This window comes from Leclercia sp. W6 (assembly GCF_003336345.1).
In the GTDB taxonomy this organism is placed as follows: Bacteria; Pseudomonadota; Gammaproteobacteria; order Enterobacterales; family Enterobacteriaceae; genus Enterobacter.
Genome location: NZ_CP031104.1, coordinates 2,871,970 through 2,894,828 on the forward strand (window position 1 = coordinate 2,871,970; position 22,859 = coordinate 2,894,828).

Below are 22,859 nucleotides of genomic sequence, written 5' to 3' on the forward strand. Positions count from 1 at the left end.
GCCTAACTCCTTCGCCAGGCGGGTAAAGAGATCCCCCCGCTGTTCGAAATTCTTAAACTGATCGAGGCTGGCGCAGGCCGGAGAGAGCAGCACCATATCGCCCGGCTTCACGCGAGGGGCAATCAGGCGCATTGCCTGTTCCATGGTTTCGGTCTGCTCGGCGATCTCAGGACGCAGTTCAGCCAGTTCACTGCCGTCACGACCAAAGCAGTAGAGACGGATGTTATTGCCTGAGAGATACTGCTTCAGAGAGGTAAAATCGGCGGATTTACCGTCCCCCCCCAGCAGCAGATGCAGAGTGCCGTCGACGTGCAGGCCGTTCAGCGCCGCTTCGGTGCTGCCGACGTTGGTGGCTTTGGAATCATTGATCCAGCGCACGCCGTTATGCTCCAGCGCCAGCTGGAAACGGTGCGCCAGTCCGGTAAAGGTGGTTAACGCCTGCAAGCTGGAGGAACGTGGAAGACCGACGGCATCCGCCAGCGCCAGCGCCGCCAGCGCATTGGTGTAGTTATGCTGACCGGAAAGCTTCATCTCCTTCACGTTCAGCACTTTCTCACCTTTCACCCGCAGCCAGGTTTCACCCAGTTGACGGTTCAGATGATAATCACCCATGGTGATACCAAAGCTGATGCAGCGGTCATCAGCGCCGCGTACTGGCATGGTCAGGGCATCATCGGCGTTAACGACGCAGACTTTCGCATTTTCATAAATACGCAGTTTGGCAGCGCGATACTGCTGCAGACCAAACGGATACCTGTCCATATGATCTTCGGTCACGTTCAGGATCGTGGCCGCGGCCGCATGCAGGCTGGAGGTGGTTTCCAGCTGGAAGCTGGAGAGTTCCAGCACATACAACTCACAGCCTTTGTCCAGCAGCATCAGCGCCGGCAAACCAATGTTGCCGCCAACGCCGACATTTTTACCCGCCGCTTTCGCCATCTCACCCACCAGGGTGGTGACGGTGCTTTTTCCGTTAGAACCGGTAATGGCGATAACCGGGGCCTGCGCTTCGCGGCAGAACAACTCGATATCACCGACAATCTCAACGCCTGCATCGGCCGCGGCGCTCAGTGAAGGGTGCGCCAGCGCCATACCGGGGCTGGCCACAATCAGATCGGCTGCCAGCAGCCAGTCATCATTCAGACCACCAAGGTGGCGTTCAACCTGTTCCGGCAGTTTATCCAGACCAGGCGGAGAGACACGCGTATCCATCACGCGCGGCGTGACGCCCCGCGCGAGGAAAAAGTCCACGCAGGAGAGGCCGGTTAAGCCTAACCCGATGATAACGACTTTTTTACCCTGGTAATCTGCCATGATTAACGTACCTTCAGCGTTGCCAGGCCAATCAGCACCAGCATCAGCGAAATAATCCAGAAGCGCACGATGACGCGCGGTTCCGGCCAGCCTTTCAGTTCATAGTGGTGATGGATAGGTGCCATCCGGAAGATGCGCTGACCGCGCAGCTTGAAGGAGCCTACCTGCAGGATCACCGACAGGGTTTCAACCACGAACACACCGCCCATGATCACCAGCAGGAACTCCTGGCGCAGCAGCACGGCAATAATGCCCAGCGCGCCGCCCAGTGCCAGCGAACCCACGTCGCCCATAAAGACCTGCGCCGGGTAGGTGTTGAACCACAGGAAGCCTAAACCTGCGCCGACAATCGCCGTGCAGACGATCACCAGTTCACCGGCGTGACGCAGATAAGGAATATGCAGATAGCTGGCGAAGTTCATGTTGCCGCTCGCCCAGGCCACTAAGGCAAAGCCCGCCGCGACGAAGACCGTTGGCATAATGGCCAGGCCATCCAGGCCGTCAGTCAGGTTTACCGCGTTGCCGGTACCGACAATCACAAAGTAGGCCAGCAGGATGTAGAACAGCCCCAGCTGCGGCATCACATCTTTAAAGAACGGCACTACCAGCTCGGTGGCCGGGGTGTCTTTGCCCGCAAGATAGAGCGCGAAAGCCACGCCCAGGGCAATGACCGACATCCAGAAATACTTCCAGCGGGCGATAAGACCTTTGGTGTCTTTACGTACCACTTTGCGGTAGTCATCGACAAAACCGATAATTCCGTACCCGATCAGCACCACCAACACGCACCAGACGTACGGGTTTGACGGGTAAGCCCACAGCAGCACCGACACCACAATCGCGGTGAGGATCATAATGCCGCCCATGGTCGGCGTACCGCGTTTACTGAAGTGTGATTCCGGACCGTCGTTACGTACTACCTGGCCGAAAGAGAGTTTTTGCAGACGGGCAATCATGCGCGGACCCATCCACAATGAGATGAACAGCGCAGTCAGCAGGCTGACGATGGCGCGAAACGTCAGATAGGAAAAGACGTTAAAGCCGGAATAATATTTGACCAAATGCTCGGCCAGCCAAACTAACATGTCCCATTCTCCTGTAAAGCGTGCACAACCTCTTCCATGGCAGCACTGCGTGAACCTTTCACTAAAACTGTCACAATTTGTTGTTCTGCAACCAGTGCCTTAAGGCGAGCGATCAACGCCGCTTTATCGGCAAAGTGCTCACCGACGCCGCTGGCCTGGCTGATAAATTTACTGAGGTGACCGGCGCTTAATACGCGATCGATACCGGAGGCTTTTGCCGCCTCGCCCACTTGCTGGTGGCAGGCTTCGCTCTCATCGCCCAGCTCGGCCATATCGCCAACCACCATCACGCGATAGCCTGGCATCTCAGACAGCACCTGTACCGCAGCGGTCATGGAGCCGACGTTGGCGTTGTAGGAGTCATCCAGCAGCAGTTTGTTTTCCGCCAGCGGGATCGGGAACAGGCGTCCGGGAACAGCTTTGAGGTTTGCCAGCCCGCTTTTGATAGCAGACAGCGGCGCGCCGATGGCCATCGCCAGCGCACTCGCCGCCAGAGCATTGGCGATGTTGTGGCGGCCCGGCAGCGGCAACAGTACGTCCACATTCCCCGTTGGGGTCTGCAACGTAAATTCGGTGCCGTGAGAGGTCACATGAATGTTGTTGGCGGTGAAGTCGCTGTTCGCAGCATTAGGCGAGAAGCGCCAGGTTTTGCGATCCCCGATAACGCTTTGCCAGTTCAGCCAGTCGTTATTATCGGCATTCATAATGGCGATACCGTTGGCTGGCAGGCCGGTGTAGATCTCGCCCTTCGCTTTTGCCACGCCTTCGAGCGAGCCGAAGCCTTCCAGATGTGCCGCCGCCAGGTTATTTACCAGCGCCGCTTCCGGTTGCGTCAGGCTAACGGTCCAGGCGATTTCACCCTGGTGATTGGCCCCCAGTTCGATTACCGCAAACTCATGCTCGCGGGTCAGACGCAGCAGCGTCATCGGTACGCCAATATCGTTGTTCAGATTGCCTGCGGTATAGAGAGTATTGCCACACTGGGTGAGGATGGCGGCCGTCATCTCTTTGACGGACGTTTTACCAGAGGAGCCGGTCAGCGCCACAACGCGCGTCGGAACCTGCTGGCGAACCCATGCCGCCAGTTCACCAAACGCCAGACGGGTATCTTTTACCACCGCCTGCGGCAGGTCGATATCCAGTTTACGGCTTACCAGCAGCGCACCTGCTCCGGCGGCTTTCGCCTGTTCAGCAAAATCGTGTGCATCGAAACGCTCACCCTTAAGCGCCACAAACAGGCAGCCGGGGGTGATTTTACGCGTGTCGGTGGTCACCGCATCGAAACTCATCTCATCGCCGCTGACGTCTGCGCGCAGGATCGTCGCAAGCTGGCTTAGCGTTACGCTGATCATGCCACTACTCCCAGCAGACGCGCCGCGGTTACACGGTCGGAGTAATCCAGACGGTTGGTGCCGACAATCTGATAATCTTCGTGGCCTTTACCGGCCAGCAGGACCACATCGTTCTCGTTAGCCTGCATGATGGCGTTGGTCACCGCTTCTGCGCGGCCTTCCACCACGCGGGCACGGCCCGCATCCAGCATACCGGCCAGAATGTCGTTGATGATGGCGCGCGGCTCTTCGGTGCGCGGGTTGTCATCGGTCACGATCGCGATATCAGCGAACTGTTCAGCAATGGCACCCATCAGCGGACGTTTGCCTTTATCACGATCGCCGCCGCAGCCAAAAACGCACCACAGTTTACCGGCACAGTGCAGGCGCGCGGCTTCCAGCGCTTTCTCCAGCGCATCCGGCGTGTGGGCATAATCCACCACCACCGTCGGTTTGCCTGGGGCGGTGAAGACTTCCATGCGGCCGCAAACCGGCTGCAGGCGCGCGGAGGTACGGAGCAGTTCCGCCAGCGGATAACCCAGCGCCAGCAGGGTCGCGAGAGCCAGCAGCAGGTTGCTGACGTTGAATGCCCCCATCAGGCGGCTCTCGATTTCCCCTTCACCCCAGCTCGAAGCAAAGCGAATGGTCGCACCGCTATCGTGATAGGTCACGTCGGTGGCCTTCAGCCAGCGGCCATGGCAGTTCGGATTAATATGATCGGCCATGGAGACCGCAACGGCATCCGGCAGTTTAGCCAGCCAGCGGCGACCTACTTCGTCATCGGCGTTAATGATCGCCTGACCGCAGTGATGCGTGGCATAAAGCTGCCATTTCGCCGCTTCGTAGTTTTCCATGTCGCCATGGTAATCAAGGTGATCCCGGCTCAGGTTAGTGAACACAGAGGCGGCAAATTTCAGCGCCGCGACACGGTGCTGTACCAGCCCGTGAGAAGAGACTTCCATCGCCGCGAAGGTCGCGCCCTGCCCTGCCAGACCGGCGAGCACGTGCTGTACGTCAACGGCAGAGCCGGTGGTATTTTCCGTTGGGTTCACTTTGCCCAGCAGGCCATTACCCACGGTACCCATCACCGCGCTGGTTTCACCCAGCAGTTGCGCCCACTGCGCCATCAGCTGCGTGGTGGTGGTTTTACCGTTGGTGCCGGTTACGCCAACCAGACGCAACCGGTCTGAGGGTTCGTTATAAAAACGTCCCGCCAGCGCAGAGAGACGTTCATTCAGCTGGCTGAGATAGATGACCGGCACGCCATGCATTTCACGGACTTCACCGTCAGTGGCCTCATCTTTTGCCTCAGCAATAATGGCAGCAACACCTTGCGCTATCGCCTGCGGGATATACCGACGCCCGTCCGCCTGATGACCTACGACTGCCACAAAAAGATCGCCCGAGGCAGCCACACGGCTGTCGAGTACCATCTCTCGCAGTTCTCTCGCAGGTAAGCCTGTTACCCACGGAGCAAGAAGGTCGCGCAAATTACGATCTGCCACCTGTTCCCTCGCCTTGATTAATTACAAATTCACTTTTCTCGCCCGTTGCCAGCGCATCCGGCTCGATGTTCATGGTGCGCAGTACGCCGCCCATGATGGCACCGAAGACCGGCGCGGAAACGGCGCCACCGTAGTATTTACCCGCTTGTGGATCGTTGATGACGACCACCAGCGCAAAACGCGGATTACTCGCAGGCGCAACGCCTGCGGTATATGCAATGTATTTATTGATGTAGCGGCCATCTGGCCCGACTTTTTTCGCCGTACCGGTTTTGATCGCGATGCGATAGCCTTTGATCGCCGCCTTCACGCCGCCGCCGCCGGGCAGCGCCACGCTTTCCATCATGTGAACGACGGTACGGACGATCGATTCCGGGAAGATACGCTCACCGGGAACCGGGGGATCAACTTTGGTAATTGAGAGCGGGCGATAGACGCCATAGCTGCCAATCGTTGCATAGACACGCGCCAACTGTAACGGCGTTACCATTAGCCCGTAGCCGAAAGAGAAGGTGGCCCTCTCTATGTCAGACCACCGTTGTTTTTGAGGATATAAGCCACTGCGTTCTCCGACCAACCCCAAATTGGTCGCCTTTCCCAGCCCAAAACGTGAGTAAGTTTCTACCAACGCTGAGGACGGCATCGCTAACGCCAGCTTAGAAACGCCAACGTTACTCGACTTCTGTAAAACCCCGGTGAGGGTCAATTCGCTGTAACGCGCCACGTCTTTAATCTCGTGACCGTTGATGCGGTAAGGCACGGTATTCAACACGGTGTTTTCATTGACGATGCCGCGCTGCAGAGCGGTCATCACCACCATCGGTTTCACCGTTGAACCCGGCTCGAAGACGTCGGTGATGGCACGGTTACGCATGGCGTCTTTGGCCGTGCCGGTAAAATTGTTCGGGTTGTAGGAGGGGCTGTTGGCCATCGCCAGCACTTCACCGGTGCTGACATCCACCAGCACGGCGCTGCCGGATTCCGCTTTGTTAAAGGCAACGGCGTTATTCAACTCACGGTAGACCAGCGCCTGTAAACGCTCGTCAATACTCAACGCCAGGTTGTGCGCCGCCTGGCTGTCGGTTGAAGAGATATCTTCAATCACGCGACCATAGCGGTCTTTACGCACCACGCGCTCGCCCGGCTGACCGGTCAGCCACTTATCGAAACTCTTCTCAACGCCTTCAATCCCCTGACTGTCGACGTTGGTAAAGCCAATCAGGTGGGCGGTCACTTCCCCGGACGGGTAGTAGCGACGCGACTCTTCACGCAGGTGAATGCCGGGCAGCTTCAGCTTTTTGATGTAGTCGGCCATGTCAGGGTTTACCTGACGCGCCAGATAGATAAAGCGCCCTTTCGGGTTAGCATTGACGCGAGCAGCCAGCTGATCGAGCGGCATTTTCAGCGCATCAGAGAGCGCCTTCCAGCGGTTATCCAGGGAGATCCCGCCAGCATCATGCAGCTCTTTCGGATCCGCCCAGATCGCTTTCACCGGCACGCTAACCGCCAGCGGACGACCGGAACGGTCGGTGATCAGCCCACGCGAGGTGGAAACTTCCTGAACGCGCAGAGAACGCATATCGCCCTGACGCACCAGCATGTCGGGGGCAATGATTTGCAGCCACGCCACACGACCCAGCAGGAAACCCAGCGCCAGTAAAATGCAGCCGCACAGCAACGCAAAACGCCAGCTGATAAAGCTGGCCTGTTCTTCCTGACGTTTTGGTTTTAGCGCCTTCGCCGCGGATTTCATGCGTCGCATTTTCCCTTATTTTTGTACAACGATATTTTCCTGAGAAGGATCCACATGCTGCATCTGCAGCTTTTCCGTTGCGATCCGTTCAACCCGGCTGTGATCGCCGAGCGCATTTTCTTCGAGGATCAGATTTCGCCACTCGATATCCAGCGCATCACGCTCCAGCACCAGCTGTTCGCGCTGCGCCGTTAACAAACGGGTATGGTGAGCGGTGGTCACCACGGTGACCGCCGACACAATGATGCAAATAAACAGGCACAGTGGCAGCTTGCCGAAACGCAACAGATCGTCCCAGATGACGCCCGGCAACGCATGACGCTCGTTGCTGCCTAACGTCTCTTTGACCTTGCTTAAGGTGCCTGCCACTTTGCCGATCATGCACTCGTCCTTTCTGCAATACGCAGCACTGAACTACGGGCGCGTGGATTCTCTTCCACTTCTGCCTCGCCCGGCATTAACTTGCCCAATGCGCGCAGATGACGGCCACCCAGCTTTTTGAGCTGCTCTTCCGTCATCGGTAAACCGGCCGGAACCTGCGGACCGCGGCTTTGCTCGCGCATAAAACGCTTCACGATGCGATCTTCCAGCGAGTGGAAGCTGATAATCGACAGGCGACCACCCGGCGCGAGTACGCCAAGCGAACTTTTCAGCGCCTGCTCAATCTCCTCGAGCTCGCTGTTCACCCAGATGCGAATCGCCTGGAAAGTACGGGTAGCGGGATGTTTGTACTTATCCTTCACCGGCGTTGCCGCCGCAATGACTTCTGCCAGCTCTTTGGTGCGGGTCATCGGCTCAATGCGGTTGCGCTCAACGATGGCGCGCGCGATACGCTTGCCAAAACGCTCTTCGCCAAAGGTTTTGATCACCCAGGCGATATCCGCTTCATCAGCCGTTTGCAGCCACTCGGCGGCGGACTGGCCGCGCGTCGGATCCATACGCATATCCAGCGGACCGTCGCGCATAAAGGAGAAGCCACGTTCAGCGTCATCAAGCTGCGGTGAGGAGACGCCAAGATCGAGAAGAATGCCGTCGATCTTGCCGGTTAAATCGCGCTCGCTGACGTAATCAGCCAGCGCAGAGAAAGGACCATGAACAATAGAAAAGCGTGGATCATCAATGGCTTTTGCTACCGCAATCGCCTGCGGATCGCGATCGATCGCCAGCAAACGGCCTTCCGCGCCCAGTTGGGAGAGGATTAAACGTGAGTGGCCACCCCGGCCAAAAGTGCCATCAATATAGATGCCATCAGGACGAATATTCAGGCCATTGACGGCCTCATCCAGTAGCACCGTCGTATGTTTATAATTTTCCATCATATTTATAGAGACAAATCCTGCAATCGTTCCGACAATGTCGCGGAATCAGACTGCTCAGCGTCGATATCTTCCTTGACCCGTTGATACCAGGCCGTTTCATCCCACAGTTCAAACTTATTGAACTGTCCGACCAGCATCACTTCTTTTGTCAGACCCGCATGCTGCCGCAGCACTGGCGCAATCAATAAACGCCCCGCGCTATCCATCTGACATTCACTGGCATGACCCAATAACAGCCGCTGCACGCGGCGTTCCTGCGGGTTCATGCTCGACAGTCGAGACAGCTTTTGCTCAATGATTTCCCATTCAGGCAAGGGGTAAAGCAACAGGCAGGCGTGGTTGATGTCAATGGTGCAGACCATTTGACCAGAAGCGCTCTCGTTCAGCTGGTCGCGATATCGGGTTGGTACCGACAAACGCCCTTTGCTGTCGAGATTGACTAACGTCGCTCCACGGAACATGCCAGTCTCACCCCTCCTCACCACTTTTACCCACAAATTCCCACTTAAGGGAGTTTACGGAGCGATGGAAAAGCTTGTCAAGCCAGGACTTCCGCGACATCAGTCTAAATGTTACTGATTTACGAACGGAAGTTAATCAGGCTATTAACCGTACAACTGGCGAGGCAAAATTAACGTGATGAATATTTGTGAGAAAAAACTTGAATATGCAGAGCAGCGTTAAAAATCACTCATCTCGTCGCAACCAAATATAAAGTGTCAGTTTGCGACGCGGGCGGCATTTTAAGCCATATAGTCAGGGGTGAACAGCGCCAGATTCAACGCTGCCGCCGCGTCGAACGCTGATAAGCGGATGGCGGAAAATTCAGGGGGCAAAAATGGTTGATAATTTAGCAATGATGATCGGTTGTGTAACAAAATAATACAAATAATGTCACTAATGGCTTTTAAATAAACATGAAAAGAAGTTTTAAATAGCAAAGTGAAATAAAAAGGCTGTGAGGCGATGTTTTTTATAGAATTATCTTAAAAAGAATAAGGGCATTCCTGAGCGGATTAATAGCAATAAATACAGGGCAGTTTCCACTGCCCTGTATCTCTTATGACCGGCTCAATATGCCGCGACGATAGAGGTTACGACGGATGCGCGTCAGCCCCGGTTTAGGCTTACGCGGCTCATCGAGACTCGCCAGCACAATCTCCAGCACCCGTTCTGCCACGTCACGATGACGCTGGGCGACTGCCAGCACCGGGCACTGCAGGAAATCGAGCAGTTCGTGATCGCCAAAGGTCGCAATCGCCAGATCGGACGGCAGCTTACCTTCGCGGCGCAGCGTCACGTCCATCACTCCTTGCAACAGGGCAAAAGAGGTGGTGAACAGCGCCTGCGGCATCGGATGGGTTTCCAGCCACTTCTCGAATAGCTGCGCCGAGGCTTCGCGCTCGTAACTGTTGGCATAGAGGAAATCCACTTTACGGGGATCGTCTTTCCAGGCGGTGCGGAAACCCTGCTCGCGCAGGAAGCTCACGGAGAGTTCCGGCAACGCCCCCAGGTAGAGGACATTTTCCGCCGGGAAGGTACGCAGCTCTGCCGCCAGCATTTCAGCATCGTCCTGATCGGCACCCACCACGCTGGTGAAATGTTCGCGATCTAATGCACGGTCGAGGGCGACAATCGGGAAGGAATCATTAGCCCAACGCTGATAGAAAGGATGCTCCGGAGGTAACGAGGTTGAAACGATAATGGCATCGACCTGGCGCTGGAGCAGATGCTCGATGCAACGCATTTCGTTATCGGGCTGATCTTCTGAGCAGGCGATCAACAGTTGATAGCCGCGCTGACGCGCCTGACGCTCAAGATAGTTGGCGATCCGGGTGTAACTGGTGTTCTCCAGATCCGGGATCACCAGGCCGATCGAACGGGTACGTCCGGCACGCAGACCTGCTGCGACAGCATTCGGATGGTAGTTATGTTCACGAACCACTGCCATGACTTTCTCAACGGTCTTGTCGCTGACACGATACTGCTTCGCTTTACCGTTAATCACATAGCTTGCCGTCGTTCGCGACACACCGGCGAGCCTGGCGATTTCATCCAGTTTCACAATTACCCCTTAAAAAAAAGAAAAGAGTCCATGACCTCGTCAGGGTTATGGCTAAATCTTGTAACATCTAAACGCAGAATAGTCTGTGCGGCAACCGCTTTTGTCGCGACACCGGCATCGGTGCGCAAAAAAAAGCCCGGTTACTCGCACCGGGCAATAGAGAGGCGAACTTTTTATCCTTAACGCATCACTTTGTCGCCGCGAGAAAGTCCCACAACGCCTGAACGCGCCACTTCAACAATTTTTGCCACATCCCGCACCGAGGCGAGGAAAGCATCCAGCTTATCGCTGGTGCCGGCAAGCTGAACGGTGTAGATAGACGGTGTGACATCGATGATCTGCCCGCGGAAGATATCCGCATTGCGTTTCACCTCTTCACGTCCGTAACCGGTGGCCTGAATTTTCACCAGCATGATTTCACGTTCAACGTAGGCCCCCTGCCCCAGCTCGCTGACGCGTAAGACATCCACCAGTTTGTGCAGCTGCTTTTCGATCTGCTCCAGCACCTTGGCATCGCCCACCGTCTGGATGGTCATGCGGGAAAGCGTGGGATCGTCTGTCGGCGCTACCGTCAGGCTTTCAATATTGTAGCCACGCTGTGCAAAGAGCCCAATCACGCGCGACAGCGCACCGGACTCGTTTTCCAGTAATACAGATAATATCCGGCGCATCAGGTTCTCTCCGTTTTGCTTAACCACATTTCATCCATACCGCCGCCGCGAATATGCATCGGATAAACATGCTCGGTGCCATCCACAACCACATCGACAAAGACCAGACGGTTATTTTTAACGTGCTCAAGGGCTTCACTGAGCTTCGCTTCCAGCTCTGCCGGATGACTGATACGCATACCAATGTGGCCGTAAGCCTCTGCCAGACGAACAAAATCCGGCAATGAATTCATATAGGACTGCGAATGGCGACCGGAATAGATCATATCCTGCCACTGCTTCACCATCCCCAGATAGCCGTTATTCAGATTGAGCACCAGCACCGGCAGCTCGTACTGCAGCGCGGTGGAGAGCTCCTGAATGTTCATCTGGATACTGCCATCGCCGGTCACGCACACCACCGTCTCTTCCGGTAATGCCAGCTTTACGCCCAGCGCGGCGGGTAGGCCAAAGCCCATGGTGCCCAGACCGCCGGAGTTGATCCAACGACGTGGCTTATCAAACGGGTAATAAAGGGCGGCAAACATCTGGTGCTGGCCGACGTCCGAGGTCACGTAAGCGTCGCCTTTGGTCAGACGCCAGATAGTTTCAATCACCGCCTGCGGCTTGATGTTCTCGCTTTGGGTATCGTATTTCAGGCACTGACGCGCACGCCACTGCTCAATCTGCAGCCACCAGTCACGAATATCGTCCAGCGGCTGGGCATAATTTTCCTGCGCCAGCAGCTCCAGCATTTGGTCCAGCACCTGACGCGCATCGCCCACAATTGGCACATCCGCCGGCACGGTTTTGGAAATCGAGGTGGGATCGATGTCAATGTGCAGCACCGTGGCATCAGGACAATATTTCGCCAGGTTGTTGGTGGTACGATCGTCAAAGCGCACCCCAACGGCAAAAATAACGTCGGAGTTGTGCATCGTCATATTGGCTTCGTACGTGCCGTGCATACCGAGCATGCCGAGCGCCTGACGATGGGAAGCCGGGAACGCCCCGAGCCCCATTAATGAGGAGGCCACCGGCAGGTTCAGCTTTTCGATAAGCGCACGCAGCTGCGTTTCACACTGGGCGTTCACCGCCCCGCCGCCAACATAGACCACCGGCTTTTTGGCCGCTATCAGGGTTTGCAGGGCGCGCTTAATCTGCCCCTTATGTCCCTGGGTAGTAGGGTTATACGAACGCATGCTGACCGACTCCGGCCAGACATAAGGCAATTTATTGGCCGGGTTGAGAATATCTTTCGGAAGATCCACCACCACCGGCCCCGGACGCCCGCTGGCCGCCAGCCAGAAGGCCTTTTTCAGCACACCCGGAATATCTTCCGTCTGCTTGACCAGGAAACTGTGTTTCACCACCGGACGGGAGATGCCGACCATGTCGCACTCCTGAAAGGCATCATAGCCAATCAGCGAGGTTGCAACCTGACCGGAGAGCACCACCATCGGAATGGAATCCATATAGGCGGTGGCGATCCCCGTAATGGCGTTCGTCGCGCCAGGACCCGATGTCACCAGCACGACCCCCACTTCACCTGTCGCACGTGCCAGTCCATCAGCCATATGTACGGCGGCTTGCTCATGACGCACCAGGACGTGATCGATACCGCCAACGGTATGTAGTGCGTCGTAAATATCGAGGACCGCGCCTCCAGGGTAACCGAACACTTGCTTCACGCCCTGATCGATTAACGATCGGACGACCATTTCGGCGCCAGACAACATCTCCATGATTTGCCTCCAGGCTTATCGTTTCAGACGGACAGGAGAAATATGCACTGCGCCGTCTTTTTTGTCAGGGTTACCCCTGGCGATTTTTATTGTGCAGAGTGACAGTTACCATAACCGCTCGCCGGAAGGCAGGCAATTAGCAAACCCTGGCTGGCGCAGGATCACAAAAGAAGAAAAACGAGGTATTAATATTTGTTATGGATAAATCGACTACGAGAACGAAGGTGAGTGAGCGTTCATCATTTAAAATGGTGGCGGCACAGTAATTCATGCATTTTTACGGCCAGCAAAGGGCAGTGAAAATATCCTCAACAGAATAAAATTTCAGAAACGAAAAAAAAGTCAGGATAAATAACAATAATACTGAAATTTATCCTGACCACATTTATCGACGGCAGACGCTAACCAACAGCTCTTCCATCCACTGATGACCTTTATCGCGACCGGCCGCTTCATGCCATGAGAGATAGCAGGTGCGTGAGTTAAGGTTCAGCGGCAACGGCATAATCCGCAGGCTCAGCGGCTCGGCAAACTCTTCAGCCAGCCAGCGCGGGGCGATGGCAACCAGATGAGTTTGCGAGACGATATTTAATACGCTGACCATCGCCATCCCCTGATAAGCTACACAGGCCTGCTTATCTGGCGTGTCATACCATGGCTGGCTAAAAGAGGCGTAGCGATCGAGCGCAACAACCGCATGCTGTTCGCGATAAATATCGCTCTCCTGCAGCATACCATTAAGGCGCGGATGCGTTTTGCTGGTAACCAGTACCATTTCATCCTTGAATAACGGTACGCAAGAAAATTCGGGGCGACGAAATTCTTCGTAGCCAATAACAAACTCCGTTTCCTGATACCGCAGCTGATGTTCCGTATTCTGGTTAAGGGATGACTTAAAAACCAGCTGAATATTGGGTGCAACTTCCTCCACCTTATTGTAAATAAGTGAGGTCAGATAATTATCCAGAGGGCTGCAAACGCACAGATGGAAAACACGCTCGCTGCTGCGCGAGTCGAACCCGGAACCCGGTAGTTCATTCTGCACAAGCTGAAGCGCCTGCCGTACCGATGCAAACAGCTGATAGGCACGGGCTGTAGGCTGAATGCCACGGCCATAACGAACGAATAATTCGTCATTAAACATAACCTTGAGTCTTGCAACGGCATTGCTGACAGCTGGCTGAGACATTCCCAGCGACTGGGCGGCACGCGTAATATTTTGTTCCTGCATGACCGCATCGAAAACCGTTAAAAGATTCAGGTCCACCGTACGGAGCTGTGGTTTTGCCCCCTCTGATACAGGCGATTTTTCGCTACTTTCTTCACACATATCCTGCTCCATTGTCACGCTGAACTCCTTTCCTCGTGTGTAACAATAAATTTTGAAAATATGATTTATCACGCATATAAAACAAGCTAAAGAGAAATGTTACAAATTAGGAATATATAAATACCCGCTAGCCGTGACAGGACTCAGACATAAGATAAGAAAACATGTTTAAAAAACAATAAAACATATTAATTAGTTTATGTTGCGAATGAAACCATAGATCACGCAAATAAACAATATGGCTTCTCGTTAAGGCTCATTTAAGTTTTAATGAAATATTAACAGCAACTTAATTAAATTATTTAACAATTCATTATCAGGCCAATCACCTTACAACCTGTAACAACGCAATTATCATGATAACTTAATGAAAGTTAAAGGATTCAAAATGATGACTTATTGTTCCTGGATTTTAAGCAATTGCAATAAAGTATATGCAAACGATTCAACTGATAAATTCGCACACATAATTCAGAATAAGAAAATGGCAGAAAAGGGAAAAACCAGCACAATAAGCTAATTGTTTCCACCCGGGTCTTGCGGGTGAATGGGGGTTTTCGCCTGGCAGGGGTTGACATCAATCCGCGTATCCAGTACCACTAAAAGCATATCTTATTTATCTGGAGCTGATTCATGATTCGCAGCATTCGTTTCACCGGTCAACTACTACTAAACGCATCCACTGTGCGCGGTAGACTGGCGGGCGAAATTCAGCGTTGAATCGTTCTCTGGTTAAGACAAAAAACCCGCGCCACTGCGCGGGTTTTTTTATGCTCGTAGCAAGGCGCCCAAATTCAGACAAGGACCTAACCCATGAGCCAGCAAGTCATTATTTTCGATACGACCTTACGTGACGGTGAACAAGCATTACAGGCAAGCCTGAGCGTTAAAGAGAAATTGCAGATTGCTCTGGCCCTTGAACGTATGGGCGTAGACGTCATGGAAGTGGGCTTCCCGGTCTCTTCTCCGGGTGATTTTGAATCTGTTCAGACCATCGCCCGCACCGTCAAAAACAGCCGTGTGTGCGCCCTGGCGCGCTGCGTCGAGAAAGATATCGACGTGGCTGCGGAGTCGCTGAAGGTCGCCGAAGCCTTCCGTATTCACACCTTTATTGCTACCTCGCCGATGCATATCGCCACCAAGCTGCGCAGCACCCTGGATGAGGTGATCGAGCGCTCCATCTATATGGTGAAACGCGCCCGCAATTATACCGACGACGTTGAGTTCTCCTGTGAGGACGCAGGCCGTACACCAATTGAAGATTTGGCCCGTGTCGTTGAAGCGGCCATCCGTGCCGGCGCCACCACCATCAACATCCCGGACACCGTCGGCTACACCATGCCATTCGAATTCTCCAACATCATTACCGGGCTGTATGAACGTGTACCGAATATTGATAAAGCGATCATCTCCGTTCACACCCACGACGATTTGGGCCTGGCGGTGGGTAACGCCATTGCCGCGGTCCACGCTGGGGCGCGTCAGGTTGAAGGTGCCATGAACGGTATCGGTGAGCGCGCGGGCAACTGTTCGCTGGAAGAGGTGATCATGGCGATCAAGGTGCGCAAGGACATCATGAATGTGCATACCCGCATCAATCACCAGGAGATCTGGCGCACCAGCCAGACCGTCAGCCAGATCTGCAACATGCCGATCCCGGCGAACAAAGCGATTGTGGGCACTGGCGCCTTCGCTCACTCCTCCGGTATTCACCAGGACGGCGTGCTGAAGAACCGCGAAAACTACGAAATCATGACCCCGGAATCGATCGGTCTGAATCAGGTGCAGCTGAACCTGACCTCCCGCTCTGGGCGTGCGGCGGTTAAACACCGCATGGAAGAGATGGGCTATAAAGAGACCGACTACAACATGGATCACCTGTACGACGCCTTCCTGAAGCTGGCCGATAAAAAAGGCCAGGTATTTGACTACGACCTGGAAGCGCTGGCGTTTATCAACAAGCAGCAGGAAGAGCCAGAGCATTTCCGTCTGGACTACTTCAGCGTGCAGTCGGGTTCAAGCGACATCGCGACCGCCTCCGTCAAGCTGGCCTGCGGTGAAGAGGTTAAAGCCGAAGCCGCCAACGGCAACGGTCCGGTCGATGCCATCTACCAGGCCATTAACCGCGTCACCGAATATGACGTTGAGCTGGTCAAATATGACCTGACGGCGAAAGGCCAGGGCAAAAACGCGCTGGGCCAGGTAGACATCGTGGTCAACTATAACGGCCGCCGCTTCCACGGCGTGGGCCTGGCGACCGATATCGTCGAATCCTCCGCCAAAGCCATGGTTCACGTCCTGAACAATATCTGGCGCGCCGCAGAAGTAGAAAAAGAGTTGCAACGCAAAGCTCAGAATAAAGAGAACAATAAGGAAACCGTGTAATGTCGAAGAATTACCATATTGCTGTGTTACCGGGCGACGGAATTGGTCCCGAAGTTATGGCACAGGCGCTGAAGGTGCTGGACGCTGTTCGCACCCGTTTTGCGATGAAAATTACCACCAGCCACTACGATGTGGGCGGTATCGCGATCGATAACCACGGTACGCCGTTGCCGCAGGCAACCGTGACCGGCTGTGAGAATGCCGACGCGGTTCTGTTCGGATCTGTAGGTGGCCCGAAATGGGAACACCTGCCACCGGCCGAGCAGCCAGAGCGCGGGGCGCTGCTGCCACTGCGTAAACATTTCAAGCTCTTCAGCAACCTGCGCCCCGCCAAACTGTACCAGGGGCTGGAAGAGTTTTGCCCGCTGCGCGCCGATATCGCCGCCAACGGCTTCGACATTCTGTGCGTCCGTGAGTTGACCGGCGGCATCTACTTTGGTCAGCCGAAAGGCCGCGAAGGCAGCGGTCAGCACGAAAAAGCGTTCGATACCGAGGTGTATCACCGTTTTGAGATCGAGCGTATCGCCCGTATCGCGTTCGAATCTGCCCGCAAACGCGGCCATAAAGTGACCTCTATTGATAAAGCTAACGTGCTGCAATCCTCCATCCTGTGGCGCGAAATCGTTAACGAGATTGCACAGGAATACCCGGACGTTCAGCTGGCGCATATGTACATCGACAATGCCACCATGCAGCTGATTAAAGATCCGTCCCAGTTTGACGTCCTGCTCTGTTCCAACCTGTTCGGGGACATTCTCTCTGACGAGTGCGCGATGATCACCGGCTCCATGGGAATGCTGCCATCCGCCAGCCTGAACGAAGAAGGTTTTGGTCTGTACGAACCGGCTGGCGGATCCGCACCGGATATCGCGGGTAAAAACATCGCCAATCCGATCGCGCAGATCCTCTCTCTGGCGCTGCTTTTGCGCTACAGCCTGGATGCTAACGAGGCGGCTACCGCGATCGAAAACGCCATCAACCGCGCCCTGGAAGAGGGTGTGCGCACCGGCGATTTAGCCCGCGGCAACGCGGCGGTCAGTACTGAAGAAATGGGCGATATCATTGCCCGCTATGTCGCTGAAGGGGTGTAATCATGGCGAAGACGTTGTACGAAAAAATTTATGATGCTCACGTGGTCTATGAAGCGCAGAACGAAACCCCGCTGCTCTATATCGATCGCCATCTGGTGCACGAAGTGACCTCGCCGCAGGCGTTCGATGGCCTGCGCGCGCACAAGCGTCCGGTGCGTCAGCCGGGCAAAACCTTCGCCACGATGGACCATAACGTTTCAACCCAGACTAAAGACATCAACGCCTCCGGTGAGATGGCGCGCATTCAGATGCAGGAGCTGATCAAGAACTGCAACGAGTTTGGCGTTGAGCTGTACGATCTGAACCACCCGTATCAGGGCATCGTCCACGTGATGGGCCCTGAGCAAGGTATCACCCTGCCGGGCATGACCATCGTTTGCGGCGACTCCCATACCGCGACCCACGGCGCATTCGGTGCCCTGGCCTTCGGTATCGGCACCTCCGAAGTGGAACATGTGCTGGCGACCCAGACCCTGAAACAGGGTCGTGCGAAGACCATGAAAATTGAGGTCACCGGCGAGGCCGCACCGGGCATCACTGCCAAAGACATCGTGCTGGCAATCATCGGTAAAACCGGTAGCGCAGGCGGCACCGGACATGTGGTGGAGTTCTGCGGCAGCGCAATCCAGGCCCTGAGCATGGAAGGCCGTATGACCTTGTGCAACATGGCGATTGAAATGGGTGCGAAAGCCGGTCTGGTTGCGCCTGACGAAACGACCTTCAACTATGTGCAGGGGCGTTTGCACGCGCCGAAAGGCCAGGATTTTGACGACGCGGTCGCGTACTGGAAAACCCTGAAAACCGACGAGGGTGCGGTATTCGACACCGTGGTCACCCTGCAGGCCGAAGCGATTGCGCCGCAGGTCACCTGGGGCACTAATCCGGGGCAGGTCATCTCCGTTAACGACAGCGTTCCCGATCCGGCCTCGTTCGCCGATCCGGTTGAGCGCGCCAGCGCAGAGAAAGCGCTGGCCTATATGGGGCTGAAGCCGGGCGTACCGCTGACCGACGTGAGCATTGATAAAGTGTTTATTGGCTCCTGCACCAACTCGCGCATCGAAGATCTGCGCGCCGCGGCAGAAGTGGCGAAAGGCCGTAAAGTGGCGCCGGGCGTACAGGCGCTAGTGGTCCCAGGCTCCGGCCCGGTCAAAGCCCAGGCGGAAGCCGAAGGTCTGGATAAGATTTTCATTGAAGCAGGCTTTGAGTGGCGTCTGCCGGGTTGCTCCATGTGTCTGGCGATGAACAACGACCGCCTGAACCCGGGCGAGCGCTGCGCTTCCACCAGCAACCGTAACTTTGAAGGTCGTCAGGGGCGCGGTGGGCGCACGCATCTGGTCAGCCCGGCGATGGCCGCGGCAGCCGCAGTGACCGGCCACTTCGCCGATATTCGCAGCCTGAAATAAGGAGACCATCATGGCAGAAAAATTTACCCAACATACTGGCCTGGTGGTCCCTCTGGACGCGGCTAACGTCGATACCGACGCCATCATTCCAAAGCAGTTTTTGCAGAAGGTAACCCGCACCGGTTTTGGCGCGCACCTGTTTAACGACTGGCGTTTTCTGGACGACAAAGGCGAAGTGCCAAATCCGGAGTTCGTACTGAACTTTCCTGAGTACAAAGGCGCATCTATCCTGCTGGCGCGGGAAAACTTCGGCTGTGGCTCATCGCGCGAGCATGCGCCATGGGCGCTGACCGATTACGGTTTTAAGGTAGTGATTGCCCCAAGCTTTGCCGACATCTTCTATGGCAACAGCTTCAACAACCAGCTGCTGCCGGTCACGTTGAGTGATGAACAGGTCGACGAACTGTTTACGCTGGTGCAGGGCAACCCGGGCATGACCTTTGAAGTGGATCTGGAAGCGCAGGTCGTAAAAGCCGGGGATAAAACCTACAGCTTTAATATCGACGCGTTCCGCCGTCACTGCATGATTAACGGTCTGGACAGCATCGGACTGACCCTGCAACACGAAGAGGCCATCGCTGCCTACGAGAGTAAGCAGCCAGCCTTTATGGGCTAATCGCTTAGCCCTCACGCTAGAGAGTCCATTGCACAGTCAATGGACTCTTTTTTATTCAGACATCTTTTACCCGCCAGGTGAGCACCAGCGTCACCAGCGAAATCCCTGCTATAACCATGTAAACCACAGAGTGGCCGTAGCTTTGCGCCAGCGCGCCCTGAATCACCCCCGCCAGAATCACGCCGGTAGAGATGCTGTTGGTAAACAGCGTGGTTGCCGACCCCGCCCTGCCCGGCATCAGATCCTGGAACCAGAGCATGCCAATCCCGGCGATGATGCCAATAAAGATCGCGTTAAAGAGTTGCAGGCCAAGCAAGGCCTCGCGGCTGTGAAAGAGGATCAGGCCCAGATAAAAGAGCACACCCGCCGCCACCGCGATCACCATCATCCGCCGTTTACCGACGTGTTTGACGTAATAACCTGCAAGGATCATTGCCGGGATCTCCAGCCCGGCGGCAGTCCCCATTAAGATCCCGGCCAGCTTGTCTGGCAGCCCTAGATCGCTGCTGATCCACAACGGCATGTCGATGATATACATGGTGTTACAGGTCCACATTAGCGTGGACGCGATAAACAGCCTGCGGACATTTTTGTCTTTCCAGCCGCTTACCTCCGTCACCGGAACAGCGGTCGCCGATTCCACCCTGGCCACAGAAGGCAGCGCGAAGGCGATCAGCGCCAGGCTGATGGCAAAAATGGCCGCCGCAATAGAGAACATGGTGGTAAAGCCGTAGTTAAGCGCCAGCATAAATGCCAGCGGCGGGCCGATGACCCACGCCAGCGAAAGCTGCGCACGCATCACCGAGCTGAACATCACCACCTCACGCGCAGAGCTGTCGGCATATTCCCGCGCCAGAGCAAACAGCTGCGGCATGGCGGTGTTGGCAATTGAGGCCAACAGCACACCGCAGGTTAATAAGGTCAGGTAGTGGCGGTTAAAGGCAAACAGCAGCGCGTTGCCAATCGCCATCGCGCAGCAAAAGAGGATCAGCTTGCGGCGATCGCCCTGGCTGTCCGAACGCTTCGCCAGCCCCAGGCTGACCAGGATCCCGGCGACGGCGTTGACGGTATAGAACAGCCCCACCCAGAACGGTTGGGCGCCCACCTCGCGGCTCAGGAACAGACTCAGGGTCGGGGCCTGCAGCGCACCGGCGACGCCCATCATAAAAGCCACTATCAAAAAAGCGGCATACACACCGTTTAGACGGCGTCCCATCGTCATTAACCAAAGCATTCACTGTTCCTTTAGCGCACGAGAAAACGAAAAAAGCCAGCAGATGATACCTGCTGGCGTGGTGATTCGCACCAATACTCAGTCACACATGATCGAAGCAATTCAGCGTTCCGAGGTCGACGTTGTCACCTCCCACTGCATCAGCTCTTCCAGTATTTTCAGCCGCTGCTCTGCACACCGGCGGGCCAGCCAGGACACTCCCTTTGTCGCTGAGAAGTACTGTTGGTAAAACTGATTTGTGGCAGACCTCTTCATATTTACCTCCTCGCTTCATCGAAGTGAATTATTGGCTTAATATAGGGATTAATAAATTGCTGATTTTTTGTCAGGAGTTCCTCTTTTATGCCCTCTGGTCGTCTGCAACAACAATTTATCCGCCTGTGGCAGTGCTGTGACGGCCAGACCCGGGAAACCACGCTCAGCGAACTGGCCGACTTGCTCAACTGTTCGCGCCGCCATATGCGTACCCTGCTTAACACCATGCAGCAGCAGGGCTGGCTGAGCTGGGAAGCGGAGGCCGGGCGCGGCAAGCGCTCACGTCTCACCTTTTTGTATACCGGCCTTGCGCTTCAGCAGCAGCGGGCGGAGGATCTGCTGGAGCAGGACCGCATCGAGCAGCTGGTGCAACTGGTCGGCGATAAAGCCGCGGTGCGTCAGATGCTGGTTTCCCACCTCGGACGCAGCTTCCGCCAGGGCAAGCACATCCTGCGGGTACTCTATTATCGCCCGATGAAAAACCTGTTGCCGGGCAGCGCATTACGGCGCTCCGAAACCCACATGGCGCGCCAGATCTTCAGCGGGCTGACGCGCATAAATGAGGAAAATGGGGAACTGGAAGCTGACATTGCCCACCACTGGCAGCAACTTTCCCCGTTGCACTGGCGCTTTTTCTTGCGGCCTGGCATCCATTTCCATCATGGCCGCGAGCTGGAGATGGTTGATGTTATCGCCTCGCTGCAGCGCGCCCGCGAATTGCCCCTCTATTCACACATCAGCCAGGTCCAGTCACCCACCGCCTGGACGCTGGATATTCAGCTTACGCAGCCCGACCGCTGGTTGCCGTGGCTGCTGGGGTATGTGCCGTCGATGATCCTGCCGCGCGAATGGGAAACGATGCACAACTTTGCCAGCCTGCCGGTAGGTACCGGGCCGTACGCCGTTTCCCGTAATAACAATAACCAGCTGAAGATCCGCGCCTTCGACGATTACTTCGGCTACCGGGCGCTGATTGACGAGGTGAACGTCTGGGTGTTACCGGATATCAACGAAGAGCTGAGCGTCGGTCTGACCCTGGAAGGGCCAACCGAGGGGGAAAAGGCGGTGGAAAGTCGGCTTGAAGAGGGCTGTTACTATCTGCTGTTTGACGCCCGCTCCCACCGCGGGGCCAGCGCAGAGGTGCGCCAGTGGGTAAGCCGGATCCTCTCCCCGGCGAACCTGATCTACCAGGCTGAGGAAGTGTATCAGTCCTACTGGTTCCCGGCGTATGGCCTGCTGCCGCGCTGGCACCACGCCCGCCCGGGACGCGGCGATAAACCGGCCGGGCTGGAGAGCCTCACCCTGACCTTCTACCGCGAACATATCGAACATCGGGTGATCGCCAGAATGATGAGCGAGCTGCTCGCCGCCGAGCAGGTGACGCTGAACATTCAGGAGGTCAGCTATGAGGAGTGGCATCGCGGCGAGATCGTGAGCGACATCTGGCTCAACAGCGTCAACTTCACCCTGCCGCTGGATTTCTCGCTGTTCTCACATCTCTATGAGGTGCCGCTTCTGCAAAACTGTATTGAGCGCGACTGGCAACAGGACGCCGCCGAGTGGCGCGCGGGTGAGATGAATCTTGCGGTCTGGTGCCAGCAGTTGCTTGCCCAGCAGGCGATCGTCCCGCTGATCCACCACTGGCTGATGATCCAGGGCCAGCGCAGTATGCGCGGCTTGCGCATGAATACGCTGGGATGGTTTGATTTTAAATCGGCGTGGTTTGCGCCGCCGGAACCATAACACTTTCGTAATATTCACCAAATCATTACAATACC

At 55.6% G+C, this 22,859-nt stretch carries 19 protein-coding genes and 1 pseudogene; 6 read left to right on the forward strand and 14 right to left on the reverse strand.

Going from position 1 to position 22,859, the window contains the following annotated elements:
• The 12 genes and pseudogenes from murD to leuO form a co-directional block, all read right to left on the reverse strand.
• Positions 1-1,314: pseudogene (gene murD, locus DVA43_RS14055) on the reverse strand (UDP-N-acetylmuramoyl-L-alanine--D-glutamate ligase); the annotation flags it as partial.
• 2 nt (positions 1,315-1,316) lie between these two features.
• A complete protein-coding gene (gene mraY / locus DVA43_RS14060; protein WP_103823246.1) occupies positions 1,317-2,399 on the reverse strand; it encodes a phospho-N-acetylmuramoyl-pentapeptide-transferase in 1,083 nt (360 codons plus the stop codon).
• Positions 2,393-3,751, reverse strand: a complete 1,359-nt coding sequence (gene murF / locus DVA43_RS14065) for a UDP-N-acetylmuramoyl-tripeptide--D-alanyl-D-alanine ligase (protein ID WP_114315897.1) — start codon at positions 3,749-3,751, stop codon at positions 2,393-2,395. The genes mraY and murF overlap by 7 nt, the downstream gene beginning before the upstream one ends.
• Positions 3,748-5,235: a UDP-N-acetylmuramoyl-L-alanyl-D-glutamate--2,6-diaminopimelate ligase gene (gene murE / locus DVA43_RS14070; protein ID WP_114315898.1), complete on the reverse strand. Its 1,488-nt coding sequence runs from the start codon at positions 5,233-5,235 to the stop codon at positions 3,748-3,750. The genes murF and murE overlap by 4 nt, the downstream gene beginning before the upstream one ends.
• Positions 5,222-6,988, reverse strand: coding sequence for a peptidoglycan glycosyltransferase FtsI (locus tag DVA43_RS14075; RefSeq protein WP_114315899.1), 1,767 nt, complete (start codon positions 6,986-6,988; stop codon positions 5,222-5,224). Before DVA43_RS14075 ends, murE begins: the two co-directional genes overlap by 14 nt.
• Before the next feature lie 15 nt (positions 6,989-7,003).
• Entirely contained in the window at positions 7,004-7,369 is a 366-nt protein-coding gene (gene ftsL / locus DVA43_RS14080) for a cell division protein FtsL (protein WP_103178264.1), read from the reverse strand.
• Positions 7,366-8,307 carry a 16S rRNA (cytosine(1402)-N(4))-methyltransferase RsmH gene (gene rsmH / locus DVA43_RS14085; RefSeq protein WP_114315900.1) on the reverse strand — a complete coding sequence of 314 codons (942 nt, stop codon included), beginning with the start codon at positions 8,305-8,307 and terminating at the stop codon, positions 7,366-7,368. Before rsmH ends, ftsL begins: the two co-directional genes overlap by 4 nt.
• A 2-nt stretch (positions 8,308-8,309) precedes the next feature.
• Entirely contained in the window at positions 8,310-8,768 is a 459-nt protein-coding gene (gene mraZ, locus DVA43_RS14090; RefSeq protein ID WP_103178262.1) for a division/cell wall cluster transcriptional repressor MraZ, read from the reverse strand.
• Between the two features lie 599 nt (positions 8,769-9,367).
• Positions 9,368-10,372 carry a catabolite repressor/activator gene (cra, locus tag DVA43_RS14095; RefSeq protein ID WP_103823241.1) on the reverse strand — a complete coding sequence of 335 codons (1,005 nt, stop codon included), beginning with the start codon at positions 10,370-10,372 and terminating at the stop codon, positions 9,368-9,370.
• 179 nt (positions 10,373-10,551) lie between these two features.
• Positions 10,552-11,043 carry an acetolactate synthase small subunit gene (gene ilvN / locus DVA43_RS14100; RefSeq protein WP_032616525.1) on the reverse strand — a complete coding sequence of 164 codons (492 nt, stop codon included), beginning with the start codon at positions 11,041-11,043 and terminating at the stop codon, positions 10,552-10,554.
• Positions 11,043-12,767: an acetolactate synthase 3 large subunit gene (gene ilvI / locus DVA43_RS14105; RefSeq protein ID WP_103823240.1), complete on the reverse strand. Its 1,725-nt coding sequence runs from the start codon at positions 12,765-12,767 to the stop codon at positions 11,043-11,045. The genes ilvN and ilvI overlap by 1 nt, the downstream gene beginning before the upstream one ends.
• A gap of 385 nt (positions 12,768-13,152) precedes the next feature.
• A complete protein-coding gene (leuO, locus tag DVA43_RS14110) occupies positions 13,153-14,097 on the reverse strand; it encodes a transcriptional regulator LeuO (RefSeq protein WP_139157125.1) in 945 nt (314 codons plus the stop codon).
• Positions 14,098-14,730: 633 nt separating this feature from the next.
• Between leuO and leuL the strand changes: the two genes are divergently transcribed.
• The 5 genes from leuL (at position 14,731) to leuD (ending at position 19,592) form a co-directional block, all read left to right on the forward strand.
• Entirely contained in the window at positions 14,731-14,817 is an 87-nt protein-coding gene (leuL, locus tag DVA43_RS25355; protein ID WP_114315901.1) for a leu operon leader peptide, read from the forward strand.
• A 93-nt stretch (positions 14,818-14,910) separates the two neighbouring features.
• Positions 14,911-16,482 (forward strand): 2-isopropylmalate synthase, encoded by a 1,572-nt coding sequence (leuA, locus tag DVA43_RS14120; RefSeq protein ID WP_103823238.1) that lies wholly within the window; start codon positions 14,911-14,913, stop codon positions 16,480-16,482.
• Positions 16,482-17,573, forward strand: a complete 1,092-nt coding sequence (leuB, locus tag DVA43_RS14125) for a 3-isopropylmalate dehydrogenase (protein WP_103823237.1) — start codon at positions 16,482-16,484, stop codon at positions 17,571-17,573. Before leuA ends, leuB begins: the two co-directional genes overlap by 1 nt.
• A 2-nt stretch (positions 17,574-17,575) precedes the next feature.
• Entirely contained in the window at positions 17,576-18,976 is a 1,401-nt protein-coding gene (gene leuC / locus DVA43_RS14130; RefSeq protein ID WP_114315902.1) for a 3-isopropylmalate dehydratase large subunit, read from the forward strand.
• 10 nt (positions 18,977-18,986) lie between these two features.
• Entirely contained in the window at positions 18,987-19,592 is a 606-nt protein-coding gene (gene leuD, locus DVA43_RS14135; RefSeq protein ID WP_114315903.1) for a 3-isopropylmalate dehydratase small subunit, read from the forward strand.
• Positions 19,593-19,647: 55 nt separating this feature from the next.
• On the opposite strand, the gene DVA43_RS14140 is transcribed toward leuD, so the two are convergent.
• The gene (locus DVA43_RS14140; RefSeq protein WP_114315904.1) at positions 19,648-20,826 is read right to left on the reverse strand and encodes a sugar efflux transporter; all 1,179 of its coding nucleotides are present in this window, start codon (positions 20,824-20,826) and stop codon (positions 19,648-19,650) included.
• 102 nt (positions 20,827-20,928) lie between these two features.
• Complete coding sequence (sgrT, locus tag DVA43_RS14145; protein WP_103178252.1) at positions 20,929-21,081, reverse strand: glucose uptake inhibitor SgrT; 153 nt, start codon at positions 21,079-21,081, stop codon at positions 20,929-20,931.
• Between the two features lie 87 nt (positions 21,082-21,168).
• On the opposite strand from sgrT, the gene sgrR reads away from it, so the two are divergent.
• Positions 21,169-22,824, forward strand: a complete 1,656-nt coding sequence (gene sgrR, locus DVA43_RS14150) for an HTH-type transcriptional regulator SgrR (protein WP_114315905.1) — start codon at positions 21,169-21,171, stop codon at positions 22,822-22,824.
• Positions 22,825-22,859 lie beyond the last annotated feature (35 nt).